We start from the raw sequence: 23,015 nt of genomic DNA on the forward strand, positions 1-23,015 counted from the left end.
GGTGGCGACCAGTCTTGAAGTGCGCGGCGTGTCCTTGCGATTCGGCGGCGTCCGCGCGTTGACCGATGTCGGCTTCGCCATCAAGGAGGGCGAGCTGTTCTCCATCATCGGCCCCAACGGCGCCGGCAAGACCTCGATCGTGAACTGTATTTCCGGTCGCTACAAGCCGACCGAGGGCCAGCTCTTCTACCAGGGCCGCGACATCACCGCCTTGACGCCGAATGCCCGCGCCTCGCTCGGCATCGGCCGCACCTTCCAGAATCTGGCGCTGTTCCACCACATGAGCGTGCTCGACAACATCATGGTCGGCCGCCATCACCTCCTGAAGAACAATTTCATCACCGGCTCGCTCTACTGGCTCACCGGCGCGCGCAAGGAGGAGCTGGAGCACCGCCGCAAGGTGGAGGAAATCATCGACTTCCTCGATCTCCAGTCGGTACGCAAGGCGACCGCCGGCACCCTCTCCTACGGCCTGCGCAAGCGCGTGGAACTCGCGCGCGCCATGGCGCTGGAGCCGCGCCTCATCCTCCTCGACGAGCCCATGGCCGGCATGAACTTCGAGGAGAAGGAGGACATGGCCCGCTATATCGTCGATCTCAACGAGGAGTTCGGGATGACGGTGGTGATGATCGAGCACGACATGGGCGTGGTGATGGACATCTCCCACCGCGTCATGGTGCTGGATTTCGGCCGCAAGATCGCCGAGGGCGATCCGGCCGCCGTTCTCGCCGATCCACACGTCAAGCGCGCCTATCTCGGCGAGGAGGACGAGGTGCTGGTCGATCCGGACGATGCGCCCGTACAGACGGAGAGCGCGGCATGATGGATTATGCGGGGCGCGTCGCGCAGGCCGACACCTATCCGAAGATGCTTCGGCTCAACGCGAAGGAGCATGGCGACGAGATCGCGCTGCGCGAAAAGGACTTCGGCCTCTGGCGCCCGTTCACCTGGAACGACTACCAGAGGCGGGTGCGCGATTTCGCGCTCGGCCTCGTCGAACTCGGCCTCGGCCGGGGCGACGTCATCGGCATCATCGGCGACAACCGGCCGGACTGGGTCTCAGCGGAAGTGGCGACCCACGCCATTGGAGGCTTGAGCCTCGGACTCTATCGCGACGTTCTGGATGAGGAGGCCTCCTACCTCCTCAACTACGGCGAAGCCCAGCTCGTCTTTGCCGAGGACGAGGAGCAGGTCGACAAGCTGCTCGCGCTCGCCGAGCGCGTGCCGAAGCTGAAGCACATCATCTATTCCGATCCGCGCGGGATGCGGAAATATGACGATCCGCGGCTGATGTCGGCGGAGAAATTCGCCGAGCTCGGCCGGGCGCGGGCTGCGCGAGAGCCGGAGCTTTATGATCGGCTGGTGGATGCGACGAAGGGCGAGGACGTCGCGATCCTCTGCACGACGTCGGGCACCACCTCGCATCCCAAGCTCGCGATGCTCGCCGCCGGCCGCGTGCTCGGCCATTGCGCGACCTATCTCGCCTTCGACCCCAAGGGACCCGACGACGAATACGTCTCGGTGCTGCCGCTGCCGTGGATCATGGAACAGGTCTACGTGCTCGGCAAAGGCCTCCTGTGCCGGATGAAGATCAACTTCGTCGAAGAGCCCGACACCATGATGAACGATCTACGCGAGATCGCCCCGACGTTCGTGCTGTTTGCACCGCGCGTATGGGAATCGATCGCCGCCGACGTCCGCGCCAAGGTGATGGACGCGACGCCCTTCAAGCAGCGCCTGTTCGACCTCGGCATGAAGACGGGTCTCGCCGCGCTCGAACAGGGCAAGCGTTCGGGCTTCGCCGACATGATCCTGTTCCGCGCGCTGCGCGACCGGCTCGGCTTCACCCGCCTTCGCTCGGCGGCCACCGGCGGCGCGGCGCTCGGGCCCGAGACCTTCAAGTTCTTCCAGGCCATGGGCGTGCCGCTGCGCACGCTCTACGGCCAGACCGAGCTGCTCGGCGCCTACACGCTCCATCCCGAGGGCAAGGTCGATCCCGATACCACCGGCGTGCCGATGGCCGACAGCGTCGAGATCCGCATCGACAACGCCGACGTCCACGGCGTCGGCGAGATCGTGGTGCGGCATCCCAACATGTTCCTGGGCTACTACAAGAACCCGGAAGCGAGCGTCGCCGACATCAGGGATGGCTGGATGTTGTCGGGTGATGCCGGCTACTTCAACGACAACAGGCAGCTCGTCGTCATCGACCGCATCAAGGATCTCGCCGAGACCTCGCGCGGCGAGCGCTTCTCGCCGCAGTTCATCGAGAACAAGCTGAAATTCTCGCCCTATATCGCCGAGGCCGTGGTGCTCGGCGCAGGCCGCGACGCGCTCGCAGCGATGATCTGCATCCGCTATTCGATCATCTCGAAATGGGCGGAGAAGAACCGGCTCTCGTTTACGACCTACAGCGACCTCGCCTCGCGGCCCGAGGTCTATGCGCTGCTTCAGAAGGAAGTCGAGACCGTCAACGCCACACTGCCGCCGGCGCAGCGCATCTCGCGCTTCCTCCTGCTCTACAAGGAGCTCGATGCCGACGACGGCGAGCTCACCCGCACGAGAAAAGTGCGCCGCGGCGTCATCAACGAGAAATACGAAGGCATCATCGACGCCATCTACCGCGGCGACGCCGACATCCCCGTCGACACCGTCATCCGCTTCCAGGACGGCACCACCCAGCGCGTGCGCACCACGCTGCGCGTCGTGGACCTCGGCGAGCACGGCCCCATGGCGGAGGCGGCGGAGTGAGGCATTTGCAAGCAATATGCGGGATGCGCATTGCTGCGCCCTCTCCCCTTGTGGGAGAGGGCATCTCCGCTCATAGCCACACCCTCACTCGGGTGAGGGGTCCTCTCGCGGCACCTTCACTGCGGAGACAACCCCTCACCCGGCTTCGCTTCGCGAAGCCACCCTCTCCCACAAGGGGAGAGGGTGCACCACCATCGCTTCAGCATTCAGCGCGTGGATCAACATGAACACCGCCCTCCTCATTCAGCTTCTCGTCAACGGCCTCGTGGTCGGCACGCTCTATGGCGTGGTCGCGATGTCGTTCGTGCTGATCTACAAGGCCACCCAAGTCGTCAACTTCGCGCAAGGCGAATTGTTGCTGGTCGGCGCCTGGGTGTGCTGGGCACTGCTCGCGAAATACCAGGTGCCGTTCTGGATCGGCATGCCGATGACACTGGTCTTCATGTTCGTGTTCGGCATTGCCATCCAGGTCCTGATCCTGCGGCCGATGATCGGCGAACCAATCATCTCCGTGATCATGGTGACGATCGGCCTCTCCACCGTGTTCCAGGCGGCGCTGAAATGGATGTTCGGCGTCAACCCGCAGCCGTTCCCGCGCGTGTTCGAGAGCCAGTCGGTCAACCTGTTCGGACTTCAGATCCAGACCGTCTATCTCATGAGCCTCGTGGTGTCGGTCGCCATGATGATCGGCATGGCCTGGTTCTTCCGCGCCTCGAAGTACGGCCTTGCGATGCGCGCCACCGCGTTCAACCAGCAGGTGGCGCAATCGCTCGGCATATCCGTCAAGAGCGTGTTCGCGATGGCCTGGGCGATCTCGGCCACAGTGTCCGCGGTCGCGGGCGTCGTCGTCGCCGTCGTCAACGGCGTGTCCTCGGGGCTTGCGGGCTACGGCATCAAGGTGTTTCCGGCCGCGATCCTCGGCGGGCTCGATTCCGTCGGCGGCGCCGTGCTCGGCGGCATCATCATCGGGCTTCTGGAAAACATCGCCCAATATGTCGACAGCCAGTATTTGCACTGGGGCAATCTCTACGAGATCGCACCGTTCTACGTCTTGATCATCGTGCTGATGATCAAGCCTTACGGCCTGTTCGGCACCCACGACATCGAGCGGATCTGACCCATGGCTGGCCCTGCCCTCATCCCTGCCGGTGACTTCCGCACCTCCTATGCGGCCGACACCACGATCTTCCCGACGAAGACCAGCCGCAATTTCGCCATCGCCGGCGTGCTGCTGCTTTGCCTCGCGCCGCAATTCTTTGGCGGATACTGGCTCAGCATCCTGATCCAGATCGGCATCTTCTCGATCGCGGCGCTCGGCCTGAACATTCTGGTCGGCTTCACCGGGCAGATCTCGATCGGACATGCCGCCTTCTTCCTGCTCGGCGCCTTCACCTCGGCCTACATCTCCAACAACGCGCCGATCCCGGTGTTCTTCGCGATCCCGCTCGCGGGCGTGATCACCGCGCTGGTCGGATTGATCTTCGGCATCCCGGCGGCGCGGCTGAAGGGACTTTACCTGGTCATCGCGACGCTCGCGGCGCAGTACATCCTGCTCGACTTCTTCTCCCGCGCCGAATGGTTCTCCGGCGGATCGGTGCCGGCGAGCGCCGAGCCGTTCTCGATCTTCGGCTACACGCTGCGCGGCGATAAGCAATATTTCTATGTGGTGCTGGCGTATGTGCTCCTCAGCTACATCCTCGTCACCAACCTGATGCGCACGCGCGACGGCCGGGCGCTGGTGGCGATCCGCGACCATTATCTCTCCGCCGAGATCATGGGCATCAACCTTACCAAATACCGCACGCTGTCGTTTGGCCTCGCCGCTTTCTTCGCCGGCATCGCCGGCGCGCTCTATGCGCACTACCAGCTCGTGGTCTCCCAGGAGGGTTTCGGCATCGAGCGCTCGATCCTGTTCCTCGCCATGATCATCATCGGCGGCACCGGCTCGATCATGGGCACGCTGATGGGCACCGCCTTCGTGGTGCTGCTGCCGGAATCGATGGAGTGGCTGAGCCTGCATTTGAAGGGAGGCGCGATCGATCAGGCCCTCTCGCTCAACACCAACATCACCTTCCTGCGCGAAATCGCGATCGGGCTCATCATCATCGCGTTCCTGATGTTCGAGCCGGACGGGCTCGCGCATCGGTGGCGGCAGATCAAGGCCTATTGGAAACTCTACCCATTCTCGCATTGAGCTTCGGGAACTTCACTTAAACGATAACAGGAGGAACCAACCCATGAAGACGAAATCGCTCTTGAGCACCGCATCTCTCGCGCTGGCGATCGCCGCATTCTCGGCGAGCGCGCAGGCGCAGATCGCGATCGGGCATCTCGCCGATTATTCCGGCGGCACCTCCGACGTCGGCACGCCCTACGGCCAGGCCGTCGCAGACACCTTCGCCTGGGTCAACAAGAACGGCGGCGTCGGCGGCAAGCAGGTCAGCGTCGACACCAACGACTACGGCTACCAGGTGCCGCGCGCGATCGCGCTGTACAAGAAGTGGTCGGCGCCCGACGGCAAGGTCGCCGCGATCATGGGCTGGGGCACCGCCGACACCGAGGCGCTGACCGGCTTTCTCGCCCAGGACAAGATTCCCGACATGTCCGGCTCCTATGCCGCGGCGCTGACCGATCCGGAAGGCACGAGCGGCAAGGCCAAGCCGGCGCCCTACAATTTCTTCTACGGCCCGAGCTATTCGGACTCGCTGCGCGCGATGCTGATGTGGGCGGCCGAGGATTGGAAGGTCAAGGGCAAGCCCGGCAAGCCGAAATTCGTGCACATGGGCGCCAACCACCCCTACCCGAACGCGCCGAAGGCGGCCGGCGAAGCCATGGCGCAGGAGCTCGGCTTCGAAGTGCTGCCGCCGCTGGTGTTCGCGCTGACGCCGGGTGACTACAGCGCGCAGTGCCTGAGCCTGAAATCCTCCGGCGCCAATTACGCCTATCTCGGTAACACCGCGGCCTCGAACATTTCGGTGATGAAGGCCTGTAAGACCGCCGGCGCCGACGTGCAGTTCCTCGGCAATGTCTGGGGCATGGACGAGAACGCCGCCAAGACCGCGGGCGATGCCGCCGACGGCGTCATCTTCCCGCTGCGCACCGCCGTGAGCTGGGGCGGCGATGCGCCCGGCATGAAGACGGTGATGGAGATCTCGAAGATGTCCGACCCCACCGGCAAGGTCTATCGCCCCGTGCACTACATCGCGGCGGTCTGCTCGGCGCTCTACATGAAGGAGGCGCTCGACTGGGCCGCCAAGAACGGCGGCGCCACCGGCGACAACGTCGTGAAGGGCTTCTACCAGAAGAAGGATTGGGTACCGGCCGGCATGGAAGGCGTCTGCAATCCATCGACCTGGACCGAGAAGGACCATCGCGGCACGCTGAAGGTCGACCTCTATCGCACCAAGGTCGCGGGCGCGACCGACGGCGACCTCAACGACCTCATGGCCAAGGGCACGATCAAGCTCGAGAAGGTCAAGACCATCGAGCTCCCGCGCAAGCCGGAGTTGCTGGGGTGGTGAGCTCAACGCTCGCCACGCGCACAACTGTCATCCCCCGCCTTGTGCGCAATTGCGCACTGGAGCGGGGGATCCATTACGCCGCGGCTTCTCAGGGAACGTCGGGCGTCTCTGGAATACTGGGTCGCCCGGTCAAGCCGGGCGACGACAGCGGAGATCTGTGAAACATGACCGAAGCCCTCGAAGCAACCCGCGCCAAGCCGACCGCCGTCGCGCCGGCTCCGCTGCTCAGCGTGCGCAACATCGAGGTCGTCTATGACGACGTCATCCTGGTGCTGCGCGGCCTCAGCCTCGACGTGCCCAAGGGCGCGATCGTGGCGCTGCTGGGCGCCAACGGCGCCGGCAAGTCGACGACACTGAAAGCGATCTCGGGGCTGCTCAAGACCGAGGACGGCGAGGTCACGCGCGGCGAGATCCTGTTCGAGGGCTCCGCCATCGCCGGCATCGATCCCGACAAGATCGTGCGCCGCGGCATCTTCCAGGTGATGGAGGGCCGGCGCATCGTCGCCGACATGACCTCGCTGGAGAATTTGAAGCTAGGCGCCTTCACCCGCCGGGACCGCGAGGTCAATGCCGATCTCGACATGGTCTTCAACTATTTCCCGCGCCTGAAGGAGCGTACCGGGCTTGCCGGCTATCTCTCCGGCGGCGAGCAGCAGATGCTCGCGATCGGCCGTGCGCTGATGGCGCGCCCGAAGATGATCTTGATGGACGAGCCCTCGATGGGCCTGTCGCCGCTGCTGGTGAAGGAGGTGTTCTCGATCATCCAGAAGATCAACCGCGATCTCGGCGTCACCATCCTGCTGGTCGAGCAGAACGCGCGCGCCGCGCTTTCGGTGGCGAGCCACGGCTACATCATGGAGCAGGGCAAGGTCGTGCTCGACGGCACCGCGGACGAACTGCGCGACAACGAGGACGTCAAGGAATTCTATCTCGGCGGCGCAGGCGACCAGCGCAAGAGCTTCAAGAACCTGAAGAGCTTCAAGCGGCGCAAGCGCTGGCTTTGACCGTAGCGTTTTCAAGCGTGAAGAAAACGCGTCAAGACGAAAGAGTCCTAGCTCAGCACCAGCTCCGCTTCCGTGACTGCGCAGAGAACATGATAGAACGACGAAGCAGGAATGGTGTCGACCAGCGACGCGCCGTCGCGATCGAACTGATCGTACCAGCCGCCTCTCACGGCGTGGCCGAGATAATGCCGTTCGAGCCGCACCAGCGCCGCGCGCGCTTCCTCCGCCGCGCGCGCTTCGCCCGACTCGGCCTGCGCGATCCACGCCTTCGCCATCTCGGTCTGCGGCCACAGCCGGCGCGTGCTGCGGCGGATGTTGCCGGCATCATCGCCCTCGTCGACGAGGCAGCCGGTCGCCTCATCACGATAGCGCAGCGCGGTGGCCAGGAGCTCGGCTCGACGCTGTCCGGTCGGGCATCCCGTGATGCGTTCAAAACCCTTGAGCAGCCAGACCCACTCGGCCTGGTGGCCGGGCTCGACGCTGACCGGCTCGATCTTCGACCAGTCTTCCTCGAAATACTCGGTCAGGATCCGCTTCTGCTTGTCGTAGAGATTGGCGAGGAACAGCGCGAAGAACTCGCCGGCACGATTCTGGAACGACAGGTCGTGCGTCGCGTCGAAGCACGCGATCATCGCCTCGAACAGGTGCATGTGCGGGTTCTGCCGTCGCGGCAGCGAGACCGGCAAGCTTTCGTGGACACCGCCGTGCGGCGAGCGCAAATGACCGTCGAGGAAGGCGAGCAGCGCATCGATCTCGGCGCGAACCTGCACGTCCCGGTCCAGCGCATAGACGGCGGCCAGTGCAAACAGGATGAAGGCGTGATCGTAGGCGTCGCGCCGGCCGTCCAGCACCGCACCGTCGGGCGTCAGCCGGTGCACATAGCCGGGCCGGCCGTCGGGCGCCTTGGCCTTCGCCAGCAGGTGCTCCAGCCCCTTCAGCGCAATGGCGCGGCCGTCCGCGTACCAGCCCATCTGCGCCGCCTTGGCGTAGCACCAGATCTGGCGCGCCTGCACGAACACACGCCGCGGCGCGGCCGTATCCGCCGTGCCATCGCGGTGCAGCCGGTCGACGAAGCCGCCTGCGGCATGGTCCCAGCCGATGGTCGACCACAGCGGCAGCGCCTCGTCCATCATGCGGCGCTTCAGGCGCGCGACGACATCCGCCGTCTGCTCCGCCGCAACGATCCGTTCGTCCGCCACCTTAACCTCTCCAGGCCACCGCAATTGCCGTCTGATACCGATGCCGGCGGCGGCGCGCAACGGATGCCAACCCCCGAGGACCAGCCATGACCGCCCATTACGACGCCCTGGAGACGCGCGAGCAAGCCGCGCGCGAGGCCGAGCTGTTCTCTCGCCTGCCGGGCGTGCTGCAGAGCGCGATGGCGGCACCCGCCTATGCCGAGCGGCTCGGGGGCGTCGACCCGGCCTCAGTGACCTCCAGAGCCGCGCTGGCGCGCCTTCCGGTGCTGCGCAAGTCGGAACTGCCGGCCCTGCACAAGGCCTCCCAGCCCTTCGGAGGCTTCGTGGCGGCTGCCCCCGGCGCGTTCGCCCGGCTGTTCACCTCCCCGGGTCCAATTTTCGAGCCGGAGGGGCGGCAGGCCGATCCCTGGCGCGGCGCCCGGGCGCTTTTCGCGGCCGGGTTCCGGGAAGGCGATGTGGTGCTCAACACCTTCAGCTACCACCTCACCCCCGGCGGCTTCATCTTCGATGCCTCGGCGCGCGCGCTCGGTTGCGCCGTGATCCCGGCCGGCCCGGGCAATACGGAAGCGCAATTCGAGCTGATCGAGGCCTACCGGCCGGTCGGCTACAGCGGCACGCCCGACTTCCTGAAGATCCTGCTCGATGCCGCAGCGGCCTCCGGCCGCGATGTTTCCTCGATCAAGCGCGCATTGGTCTCGGGCGCCGCGTTCCCGCCCTCGCTCCAGGCCGAGATCAAGGCGCGCGGCATCGACGCCTACCAGGCCTTCGGCACCGCCGATCTGGGTCTGATCGCCTTCGAGACCGAAGCGCGCGAGAGCATGGTCGTGAACGAGGATCTGATCCTGGAGATCGTCAAGCCCGGCACCGGCGATCCCGTTGCGGAAGGCGACGTCGGCGAGATCGTGGTGACCTCGCTCGACCCGCACCATCCCTGGATCCGCCTCGCACTCGGCGACCTCACTGCAGCGCTGCCCGGCCCCAGCAAATGCGGCCGCACCAACATGCGCATCAAGGGCTGGATGGGCCGCGCCGACCAGACCACCAAGGTCAAGGGCATGTTCGTCCGCCCCGAGCAGATCGCCGAGATCGGCAGGCGCCACCCCGGTCTCGGACGCCTCCGCCTGGTCGTCACGCGCGAGCGCGAGACCGATGCGATGACCTTGAGGGCGGAAGCGGCGGCACCAAGCGAAGCACTCCGCGAGGAGCTTACCGTCAGCTTGCGCGCGGTGACGAAACTCGGCGGGGCCGTTGAGCTGGTGAGCCCTGGCTTGCTGCCGAACGACGGCAAGGTGATTGCGGATGAGCGGTAGGGGCGCGACCGCCGAGCAGTTTTATGAACTACCGCAAAGACAATGAATCAACTCGAGATCCTGGAGCTATTAATTCCAAGGCGCCCGTTGGACTTCCCACGGATCTGGGACGCAAACCTTGCTTGGAGTCGGGATGTAGCTCGATTGTTGTTTATCTATTGTGTAAACGGCTCTTGACGAAGTGCTCGAGATCCGAACCATCGAAGAGATAGCCGCCTATCCCCGCTGCAGTCGCGGCTTCAATGTCAGTGAGCTTATCTCCAATGAGAAAGCTTCGATTAGGATCAACCTGGAAGCGTTCCATAAGGGTCGTAATCATGCCCGGCCCGGGCTTTCGGCAGGTGCACGACCTGCGATAGAGCTCAACAATGGCCTCGGGATGATGCGGACAATACTCGAAAGCATCGATGCGGGCGCCGATTTCGGCCAGCTCCTCTGCCATCCACGCGTGAAGAGCCAGGATATCGGCTTCCTTGTACAACCCTCTCGCAACGCCCGACTGGTTGGTAATCACGAACGCCAGATATCCGGCATCGTTGACTGCCTTTACGGCTTCCCGCGCACCCGGCGTCCACCTGAACTTCGCTCTCTCGTAGAGATAGCCGATGTCCTCGTTGAGGACGCCATCACGGTCAAAAAAGACGGCGGGTCTCTTCATTATCGCACACTTACGGACCGAAGCAGGCATTGCGATCGAATTCCTGTCGCGCCAACTGCGTTCGTCGAAGAACCGCGCAAGAAGCCCACGGCGTTATGCTGGCGATCTGCTTTTCGCATTCTCTTGCCGATAAAGTCCATCTGCGGCAAAGCTATAGTCGAATAAAACCTACGCTGCAGCTGGATGGGCATGGCATGGTCGTGGCCAAGAACTTCTATCCAGCAGCTACACTCCATAGTAGCCGCGATACAACTTGACGAACTTGCCAATTCCGGCGCTGGAAGAAACCTCGACTTCATCCGCCATACTGTTGCTTTTCAACGAATGTATTCTTGCTCGACCCGTTGCTGCGCTTTTAGGAGCGTTTCTCGATTTACTTGTAGACGGATCCGCGCCGGTCGACTGAATGCGTATCGGAAGCATTCAGCTAACCCTTCTAGAGCAGGCATTCTGCTGGTGGAGAACAAACGATCAGCGCTTAACAGCGTTGGCCACTACACCGTTGCTGCCATAGAACACGCTTATTTCAGTTAATCCTTCACAGCGGGCAATCAACTCGCGAACCTCTTCAAGTGTGCGAGGCGTATCATAAACTGGCGATAGCGCGTCGAACGTGTCGAGGATCGCCCACTCCAGCCGTTGCTGCCTGTTCAAACCTGAACGAAGGTAATTCCAGCAGGGAATCATGGTCAGCGCCGCGATTTTCGGACCAAAATACGGAATACGCTGGATTAGCGTGTTGATCGGAAGCCAAAACGGCATATAGGCGCGGATAATGTGCAAGAGCTTGTCCGGCTCCATGCCAACCGTCCAGCGGCGCCAGAAGTATTTCGGCTGATTGAACGGATCGAGCGCTGATGTCTTCAGATAATGGTCGATGCTGATGCGTCCACCAGGCTTCAGCTTCGAGACGAGCGATCTGACAGCTTTCTCAGCGTCCGGAAGATGCTGGATAACGCCATAGCAGAACACGAAATCGAACGATCCGTCCGGCACGGGAATTTCATAGATGTCCGCGCGCAGGAATTTCACGTCGCCCTTCCAGGCATTGTTCTCCCTGTTGACATTGATCGCAACCGACGCATCGAACGTAGTGACAATGGCGCCCGCGTCTAACAAAATTTCGGTGAAGCGTCCGGCCCCAGATCCAGCTTCGAGAATCGACTTGCCATAGAGTTCCTTCGGCTTCCATCTCGTGTTCGAGAAGAACCGCGTCAGCGTGAGGGAGAGGCCGGTGTGGCTATCTAACTGCGTCGTCTTGAATTTAGCCCACTGGAAGCCAAAGCTCTCGCTAGAGCTTGGTTGTGACGGCCTGGAGCCTGGCCGGCTCCTCAAATCGGTCGCTGCGGAATCCGCCGGTTCTGTTTCAGATAGAGGAGAGTTCATTTGCCGTCTCGGAGATTTGCTTCACCCATTTAGCACCGCAGCCCCGCACTTAACAGTCGATCGACGTTCCCAATCGTTTCATACAGAGCAGCGTCGTCAAGCACCTCCGACAGGAGCGCAACATCGAACTGCTCAAAGCTGAGAAGGCTCGAAATGCTATGGCCATCATAAAAAACGGCATTTTCGGAACGCCCTCCTCGACTTTTCCGACAAGGTCTTCACTGTGGTCGCCGCCCTAGATTTCGCAGCCCGTCTAGATCAGATGCCTACTCTTTACAATGCAGTCAAACCGGCGGCTGCAGTTAGTTGCGAAAAACTGCTTCCTGGTCTATACGGCGGCCGACAGGGGAGGAGCGATGTACCAGGAAACGGATTGGTCGGCGCTGCGTGACGCGGTAACAACGCAGGGCGGAATTGTGATACCTAATTTCCTGTCCACCCACACGGTCGCTTCGATCGAAAAGGAGATCGGTCCTTGGCGCAAGCAGATCAACTTCAACGATATCTACGGATCGAGCATTCTCGGCAGCAATCGTTGGATTCAGCATCTCGGCATCGCCAGCCTGTCCGCGCTGAAGCTTGCCCTAGATGAGCGAATTCTTGAGCTGATGGAATCGATCTTTGGCGAGCCTTGTCTCCTGGCCGAGTTCAGCTATCAGGAGAAAATCGAGCCCGATCCGTCGCATCTCAAGATGCATACCGACTTCGACGGCGGCATTTTGATCTTCTATTATCTATCAGGAGTTGACTCCGAAGTCGGTAGCACTCGCTTCATTCCGGGTACCCATGAAATCGGCGGTTTGTTGCAGACCGATGGAAAGCCCTTTATCGACGAAAAACATTACGTTCCTCGTATGAAAGATATTCAGCAGGTGCACGGCGGTCCCGGAACGGCGTTCGTCTTCGACCAGGACGTCTGGCATGACCTACCGCCGGTGAAAAAGGCCGGCCGTCGCGTGATCTGGTGCTTATACCAACCGCAGAGCCATCCTCAATGCGCGATTGATCACCTCTATCGCCAAAGCTTCCTTGCCGCGCTAAACGATCGGCAAAGGCAAGCATTCGGCATCGGGCAGCCAGCGTTCGGGCGTCTAGGTTATTTGCGATCCATCGGTCGGCGGCTTTGGATTGGCGACGTCAAACTAGCGGCCAAATATGCGCTCAAGCACCGCCATATCGGTCGCGAACCGACACTTGTCAAAACGGCACCGCTTCGGCTGTCGCGCGTGCGGGCGCCCCGGCCCAGCAAATAGAAGCCTGCACTTCCTCACTAGGGGAAGTGGTGAATCATGCTTGGCGCAGTTCAGGTCCCTGGCTTCCACAGAACACCGCACGGAACCTTCGGACTGCAGTGGACCGAGTTCCCTGCCCAAGAGGCGGCCTCATGTGCACCATTACAAGGCACCGTGCGGCGCGTTGGCCGCGCAGCATGACCGCTAAAGTCTGGATCCAACCATTGACGGAAGAGCATTCCAACTTCGCCTGATTCTCTGCACGGTCCACGCTTTAGAGGCGGCTTCCTCAATTGCGTCTATCTCATCGGATGTATTGAGGTTGGCTTCTCGCAGCAAAGAAAGCGCGAACGAGATAAATCCGAGAGCCATACTGATTGCAGCAAGCCTCTGTTTTATCTCTGGCAACATTTCGGTACGGTCAGGATCAAGCACAAAAATGGCGTCACCAGCCATGAGCATGCGACGATCGGCACTTTTAGGCACTCTGGCGCTTGCATGACGACGATAAGTCGGATGGCCTAGATCGAGATCAAGTAGACGATACCCGTGAGCGTTAAGAACGACTTGCTGGTCGCCGAGCAGCCCATGATTATGGTAGTATGGAAAAGTCTGAAACTCAGAATATATAACGAGGGCGCGATGCTCCCGGAGGAGACGGCGAGCGCCCTCCAAGCATTTGGCTTCACCCCCCTCAACATCGAGCTTGAGGAGATCTACGGTTCGATTCCCAACGATGTTATCTAATGTATCACAGACCACCTTGTCGGTGCTCAGAAGCCGGGTATGCACTTCATGGAATGATCCAAAAGGGCCCTTGTCCAAGAAAACAGCATCGGCAACTGGCTGGACCGATTCACCCATCAACGTGCAGAAGTTGGGTCCTGAGGTAAGGTAGAATGTCCGCTCCTCCTTCTGGTCCCACATCGCCACCGGATGGTATTCCTCTACCTTGAAACGAGGAATATCTGCGCCGTGGGCTAGAGCGTCCGTCCGACCATCGCGCAACTTTTCAAATTCCGTCCTGCTCGGCTCGAAGCCTATCAGGTGCGCGCGGCCTGCGAAGGATGACGGGAGTAGGCTCATTCCATTCCGAGCACCGACATCGACAACGATCGGAAGGCATTCTGCGCGATCAAGCGGGGCAAAAACGATAGCCCCAATCGTGAGGGCATTCCTGGTCCCGAAGTCCAGCGGATTTCGTCGCAGATGACGAATGAGACGTCTGATCACCCTTGCCTCTCTATTCTCTTACAGGACTACAAGTTACAATCTCTTCTCTACAAGCATTTTCTCCGCCACTGGAATGCGCTACATGGGTATCGGTCCACCACTGGCTGGGGCCAGCTTGCAAGCTGCCCGGTGCCACCTCTTGCGCTCACGCCACGGTTGCGAGAGCATTGATAGTTGAACGGGATCGCGCTGAGCGCGAAAAGAAATGAGCCAACGGACAACTCCCTCGCATCTAATTTTTTTGGAGGACATCCCGATACGGATTGGGGACGAGCTCTTGCGATTTGTTACAGCATTATCGGGCTGGGCGGCATCCTACTACTAGGACTCATGATCTTAGTCGACCCGTATGATAGCGGCGCCTCGGGTTGCTCGGGATCCATGGCACGACGATGCCTTTCCTTGGCAAAGGTCAGCTAGGCACGTGACCAAGATTTGACTCCGGAATTTTCGGCAACTCGATCGGCCGGTTGATCAGGCCGGATAAGCTTTCCGAGACCACTGAAAAGTAGTTCGTTCAGCTCGTCATCACCGGTTCGCTGCCCGACGGACAATTGGCCGTATTGGACTTCTTTTTGAGGCATCATACCCATCCCCCATCCCGGCGCACTGGTCGTTTTTATCGATGATCCCTGGTGCGCACATAGCTCTGTACGCGCGCCCGGCGACGTCTTCCCTTACTGGCTATATGGCGACAGCAATCTGCGCTACTTCAGTCACCTCCTGAATCGGCGCACCATCGAGCTGACCGCCCGACGCATCAAGATCGGGCGAGGCTGGGGTACGCACAACCGACACGATGGCTTCGCTGACTACGAGGAGATTCGAAGCACAGGCCGGACGAAACGCCGCGACCAGCCTCTTCGCCGTATGGCGCTCCGGTAAGTGATACTTTCCCGTACAGAGACGAGCTGAAGGCGGTCACCGACCAGCTTGCTCCGGATGTGGGGGTGGTGCTTGTGGTGCCACCGAATTTCCACCGTCTTGCCCGCACCTGGCACGCAAGAAGCTCAGGAGCGCGCGGCCTGCAATTCGGCATTCCGCGCTCTTGTCGCCGGTCGTCCGCATAGCAACCTCATTGACTATCGGATTGACAATGATCTGACTCGAGATCCCGCGACGTTCGGGCCGGCCTTGCCGCAAAGCATCCTGACGGCGATCAGCGGCCCCGCCTCGAGGCCTGACCCGCGGCAAGGGGAACCTCGGGTCCCCTGCGCAAGAATCGCTGCGCGTCGCTTAAACGCGACCCGATCGCCACCCGTCCAATGAGACGCCTAGAAAAACTAGCGATGACGCAGCTTCGCCAGGCTGCCCCGGAAAGTCGCTCTATTGCAGTCATTTGCGACCGGGCGAATGCCGGTCTTTTTCTTCCGCTCGTCGCATTTGCGCCCCGTGCTGACTGTTGAATGTTTGAATGTTTCTTCTTTTCCGGTCCGAGAGCGGAACACGAGATGGCCCAAGAGATAAAATCGCTCGCTATAGCAACAGCTCCCTTCGCTGAGAAACCGCGCCATGCGGGAAAGTTTCGGCGCTTGCTGGCTCGACTATCCTCGCTTCCCTCAAGAGCAATCGACAAGATCGAATGGTTCGGCCTGACCACGCAAAAAATCGCAAACACTTTGCGTTTCGAGCATTTTTGGCGTGAGAAGATTGCGAAAGATCATCGCGTGACGATCGTACCGACGTTCAACAAGACAACCGGAAAGCACCCCATTTGGAATGTCGCGATAAACTGGATCAACGCGAATTCCGCGTCGGGCACGATCCTTGAGTTGGGCACCAACAATGGCGGGTCACTGAAGTATTTCGTCGATCACCTGCCACAGACATTTCGTTTGGTTGGTTTTGATTGCTTCGAGGGTCTGCCGGAATCCTGGGATGGATTGCCGGCCGGATCGATCAAAGGCTTTGGTGGTCCCGTTGAATTATGGGCGGATGAGCCCGAAAAGCGCCGTGAGGTCGTCGCGAACCTTGAACGCGGGATTATGTTTCCGCCGCCCCCACAACCAAACGTCGAGATCGAGTCGGGCCTGTTCAGCGAGTCGGTGACGCGCTATCTGATCAGGAGCGGGTGGCCTCGCGATTTGCGGTTCATCCATTTTGATGCAGATCTGTACATTTCGACCCGGCCTGTCCTGGACACGATCTGCGGGACGCTCAGATATCGATATCTGATTTTGTTCGACGAGTTCTACTCGGTGAACCACGAATTCAAGGCGTGGTCTGAATTCGTGGATCTTTACAAACTTTCGGATTGGCGTGTGCTCTCGGCCAGCGAGGACGGCTCCCAGCTATTGATCGAAATGAATGTGCACGCTCCTCTCGGTTGAACGATCGCGATCGAGCGGCCCCCATGAGTCGCAACTTCGCTTTCTAGCAATTCTAGATAGACGTCGCCGATTGCAACCAAGAATTTACGATTCTTTAATGAAGCTTTGCTCAATGTTAACGATGCCGAATCGAGGGGCCAATTCATGCTCGTGGACGTGGTGCAGAACTTCGAGACATTCCTCCACACTGACACGGTGATGTACGGTGCTGCCGCCGTAGGGCTCTGCGCTTTCGTAGGGCTGTACTACGTCGGCGAGTATCTGTTCAGCGACCGAGATCCCGAGCTGGATTTCTCGTCCGACTAGCCCCCTCTGCTGGCTGGCTGAAGGTTCAGTCACCGGTAGTACCTATGAAGTCGAGGATTAGAGGTTCAGCCCGGCGTCCGACGAACCGGCTTCCTGCGACCGAGAAGTGCTCATCGTCGTAGTAGAGCGAAACGCCATTCTCGCGGTTGATGCAGGTCTCGCCGCACAGATAGTCCTCCGGACGTAGCAGGATCACATTGTCGAGGTGACGATCACGGACCCGCTGGAGCATCGCGTTTATCGATGCAGTGCGTTCTCTGACCTGCGCGAGCGTCGTCTCCGGGCACTCGGGGCGCATTTTGCCCATCAACATCGAGCGCTCATAACTGGCGCCGTTGATAGGACAAGCAAGCGGCACCTGTTCACCGATCAGGAGGAAGCGTCGGCTGTGGCCACCGAGCCGCGCCATTGTCCGCTCGATTGCGGTCTCGAAGGCTCCGTTCATCTCGTCCTGCGTGCTGACGAGGGAGCCGTCCGGTAGTCCGAGCGGCGCGTAGCCGGTCCAGGCCTGACCGATAATGATCGGCGTCATTTCGCTGGCCAGCCGATCGAGCGTGCCTTCACGAAGACCAGCACAGTCGCGCGTCTTGTTCTCGCTGGAGCTAGTCAGGCCCTCCAGCATGAGACACCCGAAACTGGGCGGAGCATAGCCGGCTCGGTTGAGCCTCTTCAGTATCGGGTCAAGAGCACCAACGTACTGGTTCACCAAACTGTCGCCGAGGATCTCAACGGCGCGCGCCATGCCCGTCGCGCCGAACAGGCAGCCATCGCCACTGACGGTCTTGCACGGCGCCATGCCAAACTGCTCGAGCTGCTTGCGGGCGAGTTGCTCCGGCGAAAGCCGGGCCGGCCAGCCTTGCTGCTTGTACGCCATCAAGGCGGTGCCGACGATAGAAAGACCGACGATGCAACAGGAAGCCACAAATCGCACATTTGAAGGCCGCCTTCGGCGGAACGGCTGCTCGACCCACATGTACATCGAGGTCGCGATCACAAACATCAATCCAAACAGGCCGGCGATCTCAATTGAGCCCATCGGCCCGGACTGAAATTGCCGATAGAAGAATAGAGTGGGCCAATGACACAGATAGAGCGAATATGAAATCAAGCCTATGCTGCGCAGCGGCCAAGCACTCAGAGCGACCGCTAGCCGCGACTGCGCGCCTGATAAGATGATCAGCGCGGCGCCCCCACACGGGACCAGCAGTGCGGCCGGCTGAAGTGGCTTAGCGCCAGGAAGCAGCCAGAGTAGAATCAGCACGGCGAGAGAGCCAACGACAAAGAGAGCGTCCGCAGCTCGAGGTTCGAACCTCCTTTCCGCGAATAGCACTGCGACGCCCAGGCAAAACTCAAATATCCGACACTGAGGCAGGAAGAATGCCGCGGATGGATCGATTGCGTGGGTGATGATGGCGGTGAGCAGAGAGAGCGCACCAATCGCGCCAACGGCAAACGGAATACGATGGGTGCCAAGCTTCCTTTGAGTAACGAGCAAGAGAGCCGGCCAAACTAGGTAGAATTGCTCCTCGGCGGAAAGCGACCAGACGTGCAGCAGACCAAGCTGCTCCGATGCTGCGGCGAAGTACTGCCGTGACTCCCGCCAATATTCGACGTTGGAGATTGAGAGGACCGCCGATGTGGTCTCCTTCGCCAACGAGCGGAGCGCCTCTGGAGAAAACAGCGCGACGCCAACCGCGAAGGTGGCAAGGACCGTGAAGTAAAGCGCTGGCAGGATTCGCCGAGCTCGACGGAGGTAGAAGTCGGCGAAGGAAAACTGCTCTGCGCCGACTGCCAACAAAATGTTGCGGCTTATCAGATAGCCAGAAATGACGAAGAATATATCGACGCCAATGAAGCCGCCTGGAAGCGCGTTGGGAACCGCATGAAAGGCGATAACCGCCAGGACAGCTATAGCGCGCAGGCCGTCGATGTCTGGGCGGTACGTATTTCGCAACCCGGTCTCTGTGTCTCAATTCTAGAGAGACACGTTGGGTAACACTCCACTTTGGTTCCGACAAGCATTAGAAATGCCTGTTAACGCTTGTACTACGGCTTTCGACGGGTGGCCTAGGGCCCGCAACGGCGCCAGACCTCAGTGATCTGAGCTTTGGGTGGGATCGCTGTGAGCGGCGTCACCGACGTGTGGCATGCCCCTTGCTCGATTGGAGTGCACTGGGATTTCAGCGCTCAGTTTGAGAATAAACGCTGCCGGGACATGAATTTTCGAGCCCCACAGCGTTCTATTTCGAGACCAGTGCGACAGCCGCCGCCGATGCGCGGCCAGCCGCTGCCGGCTGCGCTTCCTCTGCGATCGGCGCCGACGCTTCATTCGCGTCCCGCCTTGTAGCCGGCGATGTATGTGCTGAGCAAATCCTCGAGCATGCCCTTCGTGTGAAAGATCGCAAAGGCCAATTGCTCATCAAGGCCCGTCGGTGTCCGACATGACTCTTGGGCGCCAATTCAGCGCTTGACGACAGCCTTCATACGTCGCTGGCTAGCAGAAATCGAGACGGATCTGCATGCCATGAATGTCCGCCACGTTAACGCCCAGGCACCATCGACAACGAAACCAAACAAGCAAAGACCGTCCAAACCGAATAGCCCACAATGTCGACCGCGAGCCGTATCGATTTGTGGCGGAAGGCGAATGAATTTGTGAAACAAGCTCCCCTCGGCCATGGTGCCGGGAGATGCTTCCCTGGAGGCAGACAGGCCCTCTCCATACGGCCAGGCCATTCCTGATCCTCACAATCAGTTTCTCGCGATCGCTATTCAGGCCGGCCTCTTGGGCACAGCAGTCTTAATGGTCATGTGGGCGGTGCACCTCAATTTCTTCATGGGCCGAGCTGTTCCTCACCTTTCGGGCAGGCCGTCGTGGTTCAAAACGTCCTAGGATCGCTGTTCGATAGTCAGCTCTCCCAGGTCACGCGGGGTATTGTATTGCTTGGCCGATTGGCTTCTTCGACGCGAGCCGTTGGCGCTGCGAGAATCCGATCGCGATATGCCTGCTGCGGTCCAAGAGTGCCTGGCAAGTGAATAAACCCGCCATTTTTTTCGACCGTGACGGCGTCCTCAACGAGTACATCGGCTACCCTCGAGAGCGGATACATGCCGACGAGGCGCAATACGTCTCGCGCGCCCTGCGAGAGCACCGGCAGAATGGCTTCGCAAAGTGCCGTCATGTCCACGATTGTCTCCTATCCGCAGCCCTTGCCGAGCGGGTTTGCCGCCCAACGCAAAAAGAAATGAACGGACAATCCACCCGCGAAACATCCGCAGGCGAATATCGCAAGAGGCCATTTCGCGCCGATCGTCGAGATCGTGTCGGATTGACCGGGGTGAATCAACGCCTCTGTTTCGAAATACTAGAACCATGCGATGACGAAGATCGGGCCAATCAGCTAGTGCCAGGCTTTCTTCATGCCGACACCATCTCGAATCGTGCACATCGCATTTACTGCCACGTCAGATGTCGGTCCCGACGGCAGGCTGTCGCACCACGGATTCCATGGACGCCCAATTATGCTCGGCGCACCAGGCGTCGTATTCCCGCTGGGTGGTGCCCCCGGGAGGTCCGGCCGCCGTGGTCCCGCCGGGTCGTCATCGTCGCCGCTCTCGGATTGAAGGGAGGAATCTCAGGCTGGCGTCGAAGTTGGAAGCGCCCATGGCTGTCCTTTCGGTTTCAGGGGCAGACCTCGTCATAGGTGTGGCGACTAACAACGCACCACGGCCATTGCTAGGGACAATCCTCCATGGTAGCGGTAGCCAACCATTCAATCAGGGCGGGGAATTCAGTGCTCACATGAACAGGCACTATGACGCGCTTGACGCGGTTCGCTTTGTTGCGGCCATTGTTGTAGCCCTTCATCACGATTCGGTTCCCATCTTGATGGATTATCTGGGCCATTATGGATTTGATTCCGCTGAAACCCTTTACCGGAGTGCCCTCTTCGGTACAGCAGCTGTCAGCATATTCTTCATTGTCTCGGGCTTCTGCATTCACGCCCCCTACGTCGACGCGCCGCCAGTGAGTTGGAGGGCCTATTTTGCGAGGCGATATATTCGCATCGTGCTCCCCTTCTGCGCGATCCTGATTCCAGCCTTCTTCCTCGGCGTCAGCTACAATCCCTACGCGGGCTTTATAACCTGGAGCCTGATCTGCGAGATTGTGTACTACTCGCTCTACCCCATTCTAAGAGGCGCTTGGCGCAGGTTCGGATGGGTGCCAATTATCATTATAAGCTATACGATCAGCTATTGGTGCCTAGGAATTCCGTCTTTGGTCGACGAAGGCGGCGCAGCCTTCTTTGCCCTCCTCAGTCTGAGAGACGTTCTCCACAATCTGCCGATCTGGCTTCTGGGATGTCTGCTCGCAGACCTCGCGGTGCGACGTCGCTCCGTCCAGATTGGCCTTTTGATCTGGCCATCGCGCGCAGTGCTGGCGCTTACTATGTTTGCGACTGGATGGCTTCACTACACTCAGACTGTTCACTACATTTATTCACTTCCGGTGGCCGCGCCGATCTTTGCAATGTGCATCTGGTGGGAGATCCACGCCAATGCGGCCGCATCAGTTCTCGTTCGTGGCGGCCGTTGGAGCTACTCGCTCTACCTAGTGGTTCATCACAGTGGTTTTGACTCTTTGGCGGCAACTGGATAGGCGCGACCGAGTTTGGCGCGGGCTTTGTCGGTTGTGAACATCCATTTGATGCGGTCTCGCGCCTTGTTTCGCTGCCGTTGCCATGCTGCGATTTCTTTTCGAAGCCTTTTGGGATCGTCGATGCGACGGCCGAGACACTGGCGCTGCAGCACGCTGATCTCGCACTCGACCATATTGAGCCAGCTGGCGTGTTTCGGGGTGTAGTGGAACTCGAGGCGGCGCAGGATGCGACGGGCCTCGGCAGGCGCAAATGCCTGATATAGCGCGCCGGCCGTATGAATCGACAGATTGTCCTGCACCACACGGATGCAGGCGGCATTGGGATAGTGGACGTCGACGAGTTCGCGCATGCAGTGCGCGTAGTCGACCGCGGCGCGGTGGTCTGTAACCTTGACATTGCGCCAGCCGCGATGCGGATCGAAGGTGACGAAGAGATTGACGGTACCGTTGCGGCGATATTCGTAATCGTAGCGCTCGCGCTGTCCCGGTTGGGCAGGGATCGGCTGGCGTACCTCGCCGATCAGCTGGACTGGGGTCTCGTCGAAGCAAACCAGGGGCCGCTCGGGATCCGGCGCCTCGGCGTAGAGATCGAGCACATCCTCCATCCGGGCGACGTATTCGCCGTCGACATGAGGAATGCACCACATATCCCGGCGCCACGGCTTGAGGTCGTTGTCGGCCAGCCGGCGGCGCACGGTCTCGCCCGACAGGCTGGCGTGATCGGTGAGCTTGACCATCGCGTCGGCCAGCAATGTCAGCGTCCAGCGTTTGCGGCCGGCGGGCGGCTTGGCGCATGCCGTCGCCACCAGCAGGGCCTCTTCCTTGCCTGTCAGCTTGCGTTCCGCGCCCGGACGCGGCTCCTCACTCAAGGCCCGCTCCAGATTGCCTTCTACGAAACGGCGTTTGGTCCGGCCGACGGTGGAAAGGCTGACCCGGACGGTTCGGGCAATCTCCGCGTCGCAGCTGCCTGAATCGGCCGCCAGCACAATCTGAGCCCGTTTGAGTTTGCGGGCGGAATGCGTGCCGCCGCCGAGCATTGCCGTCAGTTCGTCCCGCTCGGCTTGGCTCAATTCGACCCGATAACGTACATTCATGCTTCGCCTCCTTGTCGGAGGCCGGGACGAATCCAGCTATGAGTCAAAAATCAGGCGCGCACTTCACCGAGAAGCAGGGACACTATCTCGCTTTCATCCATACCTACTCGTACATGTTCGGACAGCCGCCCGCCGAGGCCGACATCCAGCGGCATTTCCGCGTCAGCCCGCCGTCAGTCCACCAGATGATCCTCACCCTCGAACGCAACGGGTTCATTCGTCGCCAGCCCGGCGTCGCTCGAAGCATCGAGATCCTCTTGCCACCCGAAAAGTTGCCTATCCTCGGATGGCTCGGTATCAAAACGTCAAAATCACTGTGATGAACCACTAG

General features: G+C 60.5%; 19 protein-coding genes. 12 read left to right on the forward strand and 7 right to left on the reverse strand.

The genetic code is table 11. The annotated features are described in order from the left end of the window. The first annotated feature begins 1 nt into the window (after position 1). The 6 genes from AXW67_RS02335 to AXW67_RS02360 all read left to right on the forward strand — a co-directional run bounded on the left by AXW67_RS02335 (position 2) and on the right by AXW67_RS02360 (position 7,276). On the forward strand, positions 2-823 hold the full coding sequence (locus tag AXW67_RS02335) for an ABC transporter ATP-binding protein (protein ID WP_027554717.1): 822 nt from the start codon (positions 2-4) through the stop codon (positions 821-823). Further along, positions 820-2,751 carry a long-chain fatty acid--CoA ligase gene (locus AXW67_RS02340; protein ID WP_063676316.1) on the forward strand — a complete coding sequence of 644 codons (1,932 nt, stop codon included), beginning with the start codon at positions 820-822 and terminating at the stop codon, positions 2,749-2,751. The genes AXW67_RS02335 and AXW67_RS02340 overlap by 4 nt, the downstream gene beginning before the upstream one ends. A 223-nt stretch (positions 2,752-2,974) precedes the next feature. Beyond that, positions 2,975-3,868, forward strand: a complete 894-nt coding sequence (locus AXW67_RS02345) for a branched-chain amino acid ABC transporter permease (protein ID WP_063676318.1) — start codon at positions 2,975-2,977, stop codon at positions 3,866-3,868. Between the two features lie 3 nt (positions 3,869-3,871). Further along, positions 3,872-4,945, forward strand: coding sequence for a branched-chain amino acid ABC transporter permease (locus tag AXW67_RS02350; protein ID WP_063676320.1), 1,074 nt, complete (start codon positions 3,872-3,874; stop codon positions 4,943-4,945). 43 nt (positions 4,946-4,988) lie between these two features. Beyond that, the gene (locus AXW67_RS02355; protein WP_063676322.1) at positions 4,989-6,272 is read left to right on the forward strand and encodes an ABC transporter substrate-binding protein; all 1,284 of its coding nucleotides are present in this window, start codon (positions 4,989-4,991) and stop codon (positions 6,270-6,272) included. A gap of 164 nt (positions 6,273-6,436) precedes the next feature. Continuing rightward, positions 6,437-7,276, forward strand: coding sequence for an ABC transporter ATP-binding protein (locus AXW67_RS02360; RefSeq protein ID WP_027554712.1), 840 nt, complete (start codon positions 6,437-6,439; stop codon positions 7,274-7,276). A 47-nt stretch (positions 7,277-7,323) separates the two neighbouring features. On the opposite strand, the gene AXW67_RS02365 is transcribed toward AXW67_RS02360, so the two are convergent. Continuing rightward, the gene (locus tag AXW67_RS02365; RefSeq protein ID WP_063676324.1) at positions 7,324-8,475 is read right to left on the reverse strand and encodes an AGE family epimerase/isomerase; all 1,152 of its coding nucleotides are present in this window, start codon (positions 8,473-8,475) and stop codon (positions 7,324-7,326) included. An 86-nt stretch (positions 8,476-8,561) separates the two neighbouring features. On the opposite strand from AXW67_RS02365, the gene AXW67_RS02370 reads away from it, so the two are divergent. After that, positions 8,562-9,785, forward strand: coding sequence for a phenylacetate--CoA ligase family protein (locus tag AXW67_RS02370; RefSeq protein ID WP_063676325.1), 1,224 nt, complete (start codon positions 8,562-8,564; stop codon positions 9,783-9,785). Between the two features lie 151 nt (positions 9,786-9,936). On the opposite strand, the gene AXW67_RS02375 is transcribed toward AXW67_RS02370, so the two are convergent. Both AXW67_RS02375 and AXW67_RS02380 read right to left on the reverse strand, forming a co-directional pair. Then, entirely contained in the window at positions 9,937-10,443 is a 507-nt protein-coding gene (locus AXW67_RS02375; RefSeq protein ID WP_063676327.1) for a D-glycero-alpha-D-manno-heptose-1,7-bisphosphate 7-phosphatase, read from the reverse strand. Between the two features lie 471 nt (positions 10,444-10,914). Next, on the reverse strand, positions 10,915-11,829 hold the full coding sequence (locus AXW67_RS02380; protein WP_082907731.1) for a class I SAM-dependent methyltransferase: 915 nt from the start codon (positions 11,827-11,829) through the stop codon (positions 10,915-10,917). Positions 11,830-12,185: 356 nt separating this feature from the next. Between AXW67_RS02380 and AXW67_RS02385 the strand changes: the two genes are divergently transcribed. Continuing rightward, positions 12,186-13,082 (forward strand): phytanoyl-CoA dioxygenase family protein, encoded by an 897-nt coding sequence (locus tag AXW67_RS02385; protein WP_063676331.1) that lies wholly within the window; start codon positions 12,186-12,188, stop codon positions 13,080-13,082. Positions 13,083-13,265: 183 nt separating this feature from the next. Here the strand turns inward: AXW67_RS02385 and AXW67_RS40060 are convergent, their stop codons facing one another. After that, positions 13,266-14,294, reverse strand: a complete 1,029-nt coding sequence (locus tag AXW67_RS40060; RefSeq protein ID WP_145927368.1) for an FkbM family methyltransferase — start codon at positions 14,292-14,294, stop codon at positions 13,266-13,268. A gap of 1,451 nt (positions 14,295-15,745) precedes the next feature. Here AXW67_RS40060 and AXW67_RS02400 point away from each other — a divergent pair. Both AXW67_RS02400 and AXW67_RS42600 read left to right on the forward strand, forming a co-directional pair. Next, positions 15,746-16,624, forward strand: coding sequence for a hypothetical protein (locus AXW67_RS02400; RefSeq protein WP_051310927.1), 879 nt, complete (start codon positions 15,746-15,748; stop codon positions 16,622-16,624). Between the two features lie 144 nt (positions 16,625-16,768). Then, complete coding sequence (locus tag AXW67_RS42600; RefSeq protein WP_161491215.1) at positions 16,769-16,930, forward strand: hypothetical protein; 162 nt, start codon at positions 16,769-16,771, stop codon at positions 16,928-16,930. A 25-nt stretch (positions 16,931-16,955) separates the two neighbouring features. On the opposite strand, the gene AXW67_RS02410 is transcribed toward AXW67_RS42600, so the two are convergent. Next, positions 16,956-18,884 (reverse strand): acyltransferase family protein, encoded by a 1,929-nt coding sequence (locus AXW67_RS02410; protein ID WP_063676338.1) that lies wholly within the window; start codon positions 18,882-18,884, stop codon positions 16,956-16,958. Positions 18,885-19,839: 955 nt separating this feature from the next. Then, positions 19,840-20,118, reverse strand: a complete 279-nt coding sequence (locus tag AXW67_RS41520; protein ID WP_145927369.1) for a hypothetical protein — start codon at positions 20,116-20,118, stop codon at positions 19,840-19,842. 476 nt (positions 20,119-20,594) lie between these two features. Here AXW67_RS41520 and AXW67_RS02420 point away from each other — a divergent pair, with 476 nt between their 5' ends. Then, positions 20,595-21,590, forward strand: coding sequence for an acyltransferase family protein (locus tag AXW67_RS02420; RefSeq protein ID WP_161491216.1), 996 nt, complete (start codon positions 20,595-20,597; stop codon positions 21,588-21,590). Here the strand turns inward: AXW67_RS02420 and AXW67_RS02425 are convergent. Next, entirely contained in the window at positions 21,554-22,684 is a 1,131-nt protein-coding gene (locus AXW67_RS02425) for an IS630 family transposase (RefSeq protein ID WP_063675747.1), read from the reverse strand. The two genes, AXW67_RS02420 and AXW67_RS02425, sit on opposite strands and share 37 nt — an antisense overlap. Positions 22,685-22,722: 38 nt before the next feature. On the opposite strand from AXW67_RS02425, the gene AXW67_RS02430 reads away from it, so the two are divergent. Further along, positions 22,723-23,004, forward strand: a complete 282-nt coding sequence (locus AXW67_RS02430) for a LexA family protein (RefSeq protein ID WP_063675745.1) — start codon at positions 22,723-22,725, stop codon at positions 23,002-23,004. The last annotated feature ends 11 nt before the right edge of the window (positions 23,005-23,015 follow it).

This window comes from Bradyrhizobium neotropicale (assembly GCF_001641695.1).
Classification (GTDB): Bacteria; Pseudomonadota; Alphaproteobacteria; order Rhizobiales; family Xanthobacteraceae; genus Bradyrhizobium; species Bradyrhizobium neotropicale.

Excerpts from the sequence above, each read along its gene's own strand:
- AXW67_RS02425 (WP_063675747.1), bottom strand. The coding sequence starts at position 22,684 with ATGAATGTACGTTATCGGGTCGAATTGAGCCAAGCCGAGCGGGACGAA.
- AXW67_RS02370 (WP_063676325.1), top strand. The coding sequence starts at position 8,562 with ATGACCGCCCATTACGACGCCCTGGAGACGCGCGAGCAAGCCGCGCGC.
- AXW67_RS02350 (WP_063676320.1), top strand. The coding sequence starts at position 3,872 with ATGGCTGGCCCTGCCCTCATCCCTGCCGGTGACTTCCGCACCTCCTAT.
- AXW67_RS02375 (WP_063676327.1), bottom strand. The coding sequence starts at position 10,443 with ATGAAGAGACCCGCCGTCTTTTTTGACCGTGATGGCGTCCTCAACGAG.
- AXW67_RS42600 (WP_161491215.1), top strand. The coding sequence starts at position 16,769 with ATGCTCGTGGACGTGGTGCAGAACTTCGAGACATTCCTCCACACTGAC.
- AXW67_RS02400 (WP_051310927.1), top strand. The coding sequence starts at position 15,746 with ATGGCCCAAGAGATAAAATCGCTCGCTATAGCAACAGCTCCCTTCGCT.
- AXW67_RS02340 (WP_063676316.1), top strand. The coding sequence starts at position 820 with ATGATGGATTATGCGGGGCGCGTCGCGCAGGCCGACACCTATCCGAAG.
- AXW67_RS02345 (WP_063676318.1), top strand. The coding sequence starts at position 2,975 with ATGAACACCGCCCTCCTCATTCAGCTTCTCGTCAACGGCCTCGTGGTC.
- AXW67_RS02385 (WP_063676331.1), top strand. The coding sequence starts at position 12,186 with ATGTACCAGGAAACGGATTGGTCGGCGCTGCGTGACGCGGTAACAACG.
- AXW67_RS02380 (WP_082907731.1), bottom strand. The coding sequence starts at position 11,829 with ATGAACTCTCCTCTATCTGAAACAGAACCGGCGGATTCCGCAGCGACC.
- AXW67_RS02360 (WP_027554712.1), top strand. The coding sequence starts at position 6,437 with ATGACCGAAGCCCTCGAAGCAACCCGCGCCAAGCCGACCGCCGTCGCG.
- AXW67_RS02430 (WP_063675745.1), top strand. The coding sequence starts at position 22,723 with ATGAGTCAAAAATCAGGCGCGCACTTCACCGAGAAGCAGGGACACTAT.
- AXW67_RS02355 (WP_063676322.1), top strand. The coding sequence starts at position 4,989 with ATGAAGACGAAATCGCTCTTGAGCACCGCATCTCTCGCGCTGGCGATC.
- AXW67_RS02420 (WP_161491216.1), top strand. The coding sequence starts at position 20,595 with ATGGCTGTCCTTTCGGTTTCAGGGGCAGACCTCGTCATAGGTGTGGCG.